This window comes from Kocuria atrinae C3-8, from assembly GCF_000286355.1.
GTDB lineage: Bacteria > Actinomycetota > Actinomycetes > Actinomycetales > Micrococcaceae > Kocuria > Kocuria atrinae_A.
Genome location: NZ_AJXN01000096.1, coordinates 1 through 5,259 on the forward strand (window position 1 = coordinate 1; position 5,259 = coordinate 5,259).

Sequence of the window (5,259 nt, forward strand, 5' to 3'; positions counted from 1 at the left end):
CGGTCGCGCGAGCGCGAAGGCCGCGCGGCGTCGTCGTGGACGATGCCGCGGTGACCCCGCGCTACGTGCACGGCGTGGATCCCAAGCGGGAGCTCCCGATCATCTGGACGATCACCAAGGGTTCGCTGCGCAACAAACTGCTCTTCATACTTCCGGCGCTGCTGCTGTTGAGTCAGTTCGCGCCGTTCCTGCTCACGCCGCTGCTGATGCTGGGCGGCACGTACCTGTGCTTCGAGGGCGCGGAAAAGGTTTACGAGCACTTCTCCAAGAAGGACCACGCACCGGAGGAACCGGCCGTCAAGCGCGGTAAAGAAGCGGAGAAGGAAGTCACCTCCGGCGCGATCCGTACGGACTTCATCCTCAGCGCGGAGATCATGGTGATCGCCCTCAACGAGGTCGCTGCCGAAAGCATCTGGCGCGCGCCGTCATCTTGATCGTCGTGGCCATCGGCATCACCGTGGCCGTGTACGGCTTTGTCGCGCTGATCGTGAAAATGGACGACATCGGCCTGTCCATGGCCAAGCGCGAATCCGAAGGCGCGCAGAAATTCGGCATGGCGCTGGTCAAGGCCATGCCCATCGTGCTCAAGGTGATTTCCATTGTGGGCGTTTTCGCCATGCTGTGGGTGGGCGGCCACATCATCCTGGTGGGCATGGACGAGCTGGGCCTCACCGCCCCCTACGAGTGGGTTCACCACCTGGCGGAGCCGGCCCATCACGTCGCAGGCATCGGCGTCGCGCTGGCGTGGCTGATCGAGACGTTCTTCTCGCTCCTGCTGGGCCTCATCTGGGGCGCCATCATCGTGGTGATCATGCACCTGTTGCCCTTCGGTAAGAAGGGTCACGGCCACGCGAACGGCCACGAGGGTTCCGACAAGCACGCGGATGCGCACACTGAGGACGCACCCAAGGTCGACACGATCAACGACGACGCCGCTGGCGCCGGCTCGAGCGCCTATCGTGCGGATTCGGGCGGGGACCGGCCCGTGAAGGATTGATCACGCAAAACACCGCAATTATGTAAAAAACTCCACCCAAGGCGTGACCCGTAGAACGAAATGTGAGATTTTTCGTGACACGGGTCACGCCTTGTGTTTTGATGGGGGCGTTCAACTTGCCCGATCTTCGGAGTCCCCATGCACATCCCCACTGCTTTCGACAGCGGTTCAACGGACATCCTGGCCGCAGCCAACACACCTATCTTGTGGATCTGCGCCCTGGGTGTCTTTGCGGTCATCATTGTTCAGACCCTGATTTACGTCCGCGCGGTCCGGCAGGCCGCACCCGCCGTGGGTATGACCTCCGACGAACTCAAGACATCGTTCCGCACCGGCGCAGTATCCGCCATCGGCCCGTCCTTGGCCGTGGTGCTCGTGGCCGTTGCGCTGCTCACCGTGTTCGGCACGCCCGCCGTGCTGGTTCGCATCGGTCTGATCGGCTCCGTCTCCTACGAAACCGCTGCCGCGAGTATCGCCGCCGGCACCATGGAAGCCGAGCTGGGCGGGCCCACCTACACACAAAGCGTGTTCGCCGTCGCCTTCATGGCCATGAGCCTGGGCGGCGCCATGTGGATGCTCGCCACTTTGATTTTCACGCCCCTCCTCAAGCGCGGTGACGCCAAATTGCGTCGCGTGAACCCGGCCGTGATGATCGTGGTTCCCGGTGCTGCCATGCTTGCCGCGTTCTTCGCCCTCGGATTCGCCGAGCTGCCCAAGTCCGGATATCACGTGGTCGCGTTCTTCTCCTCGGCGGCCGTGATGGGCGCGTGCCTGTTCCTGGCCAAGCAGCTCAATCTCAAGTGGCTACGCGAATGGGCCCTGGGCATCGCCATTCTCACGGCCTGGTGCTCACCTACGTGGCTGTCTCCTCCGGGCTGTTCGCGGCCTGAACCGGTTTCTGAGATCTCAAAGGACTAACTCATGACTACAGTGACCGGCAACGACGCCGCTCTCCAGACTTTCGACCGCACCACCGCCCGCTGGGGTCGCCTCACGATGATCGTGGGCCTGCTGATTTCGCTCGCGGGCCCGGCCTACCTGGTGTTCTTCAGCGGCCTGGAAGTGGACCAGACCAAAATCCTCACCGCCTTCCTGGCGATTGCCGGAACGTTCGCGGTGATCTGGATCGTGGAACCGCTGACCTATTACCCGATCCTCGGGCAGGCCTCGATGTACCAGGCCTTCATGATCGGCAACATCTCCAACAAGTTGCTGCCCTCCGCGCTGATCGCGCAGTCCGCGGTGAACGCCAAGCCGGGTACCGCCGGGGCGAGTTGGCCGCGGTTATGGCCATCAGCGGTGCGGCCATGGTGCACCTGTTCTCGCTGCTGATCTTTGTTGGCTTCATGGGTACGTGGCTCGTGAGCGTGATCCCGGAGGACGTCACCAAGGTGGTACAGACCTACATCTTGGCCTCCGTGCTGGGTGCCGTGGTCGTCCAGGCCATCGTGTCGCTCAAGCAGCTGCGCGCCACCATCATCGCCATCGTGGTCTCGGCCTCGGTCGTGTTCCTTCTGGTTCCGGCCATTCCGTCGCTGGCGTTCTTCAGCACGGCCATTGCCGTGATCGCCACCGCCGTGTTGGCATGGTTCCTGAGGGACCGCTCCGCGCGCCTCGTGGACGACTCCGAGGACGCCCAGCTTGCCGATACCCACAATCGTTAGGAATCGCTTTTCATGACCGCTCAGTCGCTCGAACTCACCGATGACCTCCGGAACCGTATGCATGAGCTCTACCGCGAACTTCACGCGGCCCCGGAGCTGTCCATGCAGGAACACCGCACCGCGGAGTTGATCGAGGAGCGCTTGACCGCGCTGGGAATCGAGAATTTCCGCTGCGGTGGGAGCGGCGTCGTCGGCGTGCTGAAGAACGGGGACGGGCCCGTGGTCGCCTTCCGCGCGGACACAGACGCCCTACCCCTGGCCGAGGACACCGGCGTGGAGTACGCAAGCACGGCAACGGGCCAGCTCGACGACGGCACCGAGGTGCCCGTGATGCACGCGTGCGGGCACGATACGCACATGTCCGCGGCGCTCGCGGCCGCGGAGATCTTCGCTGGCTCCACGGACGCGTGGTCCGGGACCATCGTGTGGATTTTCCAGCCGGGGGAGGAAACCGCGGCCGGTGCCAAGGCAATGCTCGAGGACGGGCTGTGGGACAAGGCGCCCAAGCCCGAGGTGGTTTACGGTCAGCACGTGATGCCCTCGCTGGCCGGGACCATCAACTACTCGGTGGGCGATGCCATGGCTCTGGCGGATTCGTGGAAGATCACGATTCACGGGCAGGGTGCCCACGCGTCGCAGCCGCAGGATTCCACCGATCCCATCGTGTTGGGCGCGCACATGATTACCCGCATCCAGACCGTGGTCTCGCGCGAGATCGATCCGCGCCGCGCGCCGTGGTCACGATCGCCACGTTCCACGGCGGGTTGAAGGAGAACATCATCCCGGCGTCCGCGGAGTTCACCCTGAACGTGCGCACGTTCGATCCGGCGATTCGCAAGAAGGTGCTGGCGTCCTTGCGCCGAATCATTTCTGCGGAGGCAGCGGCATCCGGTGCTCCCGAGCCGACCATTGAGGTGCTGTCGCAATTTCCTCGTAATTACAACAATCCCGAGGCCACCGCTGCGGTGATGGACGAGTTCAAGCGAGAGCTCGGTGAGGATTCCGTGGTCGAGGTGGAGCCGATGATGGGCTCAGAGGACTTCGGCGCGCTGGCCCAGGCCATCGACGTGCCCTCCGTGTTCTGGATGTTCGGCGGCCACCCCGCTGAGGTCATGGAGGGCGACGGTCCCGTTCCCGTGAACCACTCGCCGTTCTTCGCGCCGGTCATGGAGCCCACGCTGTCCACCGGCGTCAAAGCCGCGGTCACCGCGTTGGCCTCGCGGGTGGGGAAGTAGCGGTCCCGCATGTCGACGACGCCGCTCGTCACCTTTCCTGGGCCACGGCCAGATAGTGGGTGCGGGCTGCGGGGTCGTGCTTTTCCAACGCGTAGCGAAGGGCGGTGCGAGGCAAAGTGGCAGCGTGCTCATTGAGGAACGAGTCGAGGAGGACACGGTTCCTGTTGCCCACTTCGCGCAGCATCCACCCGACCGCTTTGTGCATGAGGTGGTGCGGGTCGGTCTGGAGTTTGGCCGCCAATCTGAGGGCCTGGTCGTGGTGGCCCAAGCGGATCTGGCCGAGCGTGGAGACCATGGCCATGCGACGTCGCCAGAGAACGGGGGAGACTGCTAAGTCGTCCAGAATCGCAGTCGCCTTGTCTGCCGGCTGCGCGAGTAGCCAAGGACCCAACGTGTACGGAACCACTGTGTCCACGAGATCCCAGTTGTTGAGGCGATCAGCTTGGCCAGAAGCAGTTGGATGACGGCGTTCTTGTCGGCCGCGCGGGCTTGAACAGCTCAACGAGCAGGACGGCGCCCAGCAGGCGCACCTCGTGAATCTCGTGATCGAGGAGGACAGCGGCGTCGTCCAAGGTGGCTTGCTTCTTAGCCTCCCTGGCCAGTGATCGGATGGCGGGAACTCGGACTCCTACGAACTGGTCACCTTCGCCGTAGCCGCCGGGCAATGCCTGGAGGTACTTCGCCTTGGCTTGGGCGTCCCGTTCGTTGCCCATGCTGATGAGCGTCTCGATCAGTTGGGTGGGCAGATCGGCCGTGGGAGTGTTCACGCAAAAGGAGCGTAACGGTTCCCCAGTTTTCTGGAGCCAATTCCGCTTGAAACAGTCCTGTTGGAGCACGTGGGAGAGCCGTTAGTGTGGCTTTATGGACGCTCAAATGCCTCACAACATCGAACAGGTCCGCGCCGCGATCGACAACATCGACGCGCAGCTGATCTCACTAGTCGCCGAGCGGCAGTCGTTCGTGACTCGTGCCGGTGAAGTGAAAGCCGGCCAGGGCATTCAAGACGCCCACAACCCTGAACGCGTGGAGTCGATTCTGCGCGCACGCCGCGAACAGGCACTCGACGCTGGCCTGGACCCTGAGGTTGCCGAGCGGATCTGGAAGGAACTCCTGGCAGCGTTCACCGACTATGAACAGAACGCCGGGCGTTGAACGCAACTCTCTCCGGAGCGTGCAGTCTGATGCACGGTAAAGCCATTCGTGACTGTGGGCAGCAACCTGATCGACGATAATGCCGAAGAAATCGAAGATCCTGGTCGTAACGTCGATCAGAATACGGTGGCCCCAAAAGGTGGGTCGTAGCGTTCATCAGAGTGCACTCAGGCTCTACCGCGGTCACCACCGGCAACGAAACCGCCCGGCC

The 5,259-nt window shown here is 63.3% G+C and carries 6 protein-coding genes and 2 pseudogenes; 6 read left to right on the plus strand and 2 right to left on the minus strand.

Going from position 1 to position 5,259, the window contains the following annotated elements:
* Positions 1-74 precede the first annotated feature (74 nt).
* The 5 genes and pseudogenes from YO9_RS0110405 to YO9_RS0110420 all read left to right on the plus strand — a co-directional run bounded on the left by YO9_RS0110405 (position 75) and on the right by YO9_RS0110420 (position 3,896).
* Positions 75-997, plus strand: a pseudogene (locus YO9_RS0110405) (DUF808 domain-containing protein).
* 138 nt (positions 998-1,135) lie between these two features.
* A complete protein-coding gene (locus YO9_RS0110410) occupies positions 1,136-1,915 on the plus strand; it encodes a DUF5058 family protein (protein ID WP_016997412.1) in 780 nt (259 codons plus the stop codon).
* 3 nt (positions 1,916-1,918) lie between these two features.
* The gene (locus YO9_RS21610) at positions 1,919-2,329 is read left to right on the plus strand and encodes a hypothetical protein (RefSeq protein ID WP_396350748.1); all 411 of its coding nucleotides are present in this window, start codon (positions 1,919-1,921) and stop codon (positions 2,327-2,329) included.
* Entirely contained in the window at positions 2,305-2,661 is a 357-nt protein-coding gene (locus tag YO9_RS21615; RefSeq protein ID WP_396350749.1) for a hypothetical protein, read from the plus strand. Before YO9_RS21610 ends, YO9_RS21615 begins: the two co-directional genes overlap by 25 nt.
* A gap of 12 nt (positions 2,662-2,673) precedes the next feature.
* Positions 2,674-3,896 (plus strand): annotated as a pseudogene (locus tag YO9_RS0110420) (amidohydrolase).
* 28 nt (positions 3,897-3,924) lie between these two features.
* Here the strand turns inward: YO9_RS0110420 and YO9_RS19995 are convergent.
* Together YO9_RS19995 and YO9_RS20000 are read right to left on the minus strand one after the other, a co-directional pair.
* A complete protein-coding gene (locus YO9_RS19995) occupies positions 3,925-4,311 on the minus strand; it encodes a DNA alkylation repair protein (protein WP_262925654.1) in 387 nt (128 codons plus the stop codon).
* Positions 4,312-4,333: 22 nt separating this feature from the next.
* Positions 4,334-4,663 (minus strand): DNA alkylation repair protein, encoded by a 330-nt coding sequence (locus YO9_RS20000; protein ID WP_016997414.1) that lies wholly within the window; start codon positions 4,661-4,663, stop codon positions 4,334-4,336.
* Positions 4,664-4,769: 106 nt separating this feature from the next.
* Here YO9_RS20000 and YO9_RS0110430 point away from each other — a divergent pair, with 106 nt between their 5' ends.
* Positions 4,770-5,048 carry a chorismate mutase gene (locus YO9_RS0110430; RefSeq protein ID WP_016997415.1) on the plus strand — a complete coding sequence of 93 codons (279 nt, stop codon included), beginning with the start codon at positions 4,770-4,772 and terminating at the stop codon, positions 5,046-5,048.
* The last annotated feature ends 211 nt before the right edge of the window (positions 5,049-5,259 follow it).

Bases quoted from the DNA above. Each gene is read 5' to 3' on its own strand.
- YO9_RS0110410 (WP_016997412.1), top strand. From the start codon at position 1,136: ATGCACATCCCCACTGCTTTCGACAGCGGTTCAACGGACATCCTGGCC.
- YO9_RS21610 (WP_396350748.1), top strand. From the start codon at position 1,919: ATGACTACAGTGACCGGCAACGACGCCGCTCTCCAGACTTTCGACCGC.
- YO9_RS21615 (WP_396350749.1), top strand. From the start codon at position 2,305: ATGGTGCACCTGTTCTCGCTGCTGATCTTTGTTGGCTTCATGGGTACG.
- YO9_RS0110430 (WP_016997415.1), top strand. From the start codon at position 4,770: ATGCCTCACAACATCGAACAGGTCCGCGCCGCGATCGACAACATCGAC.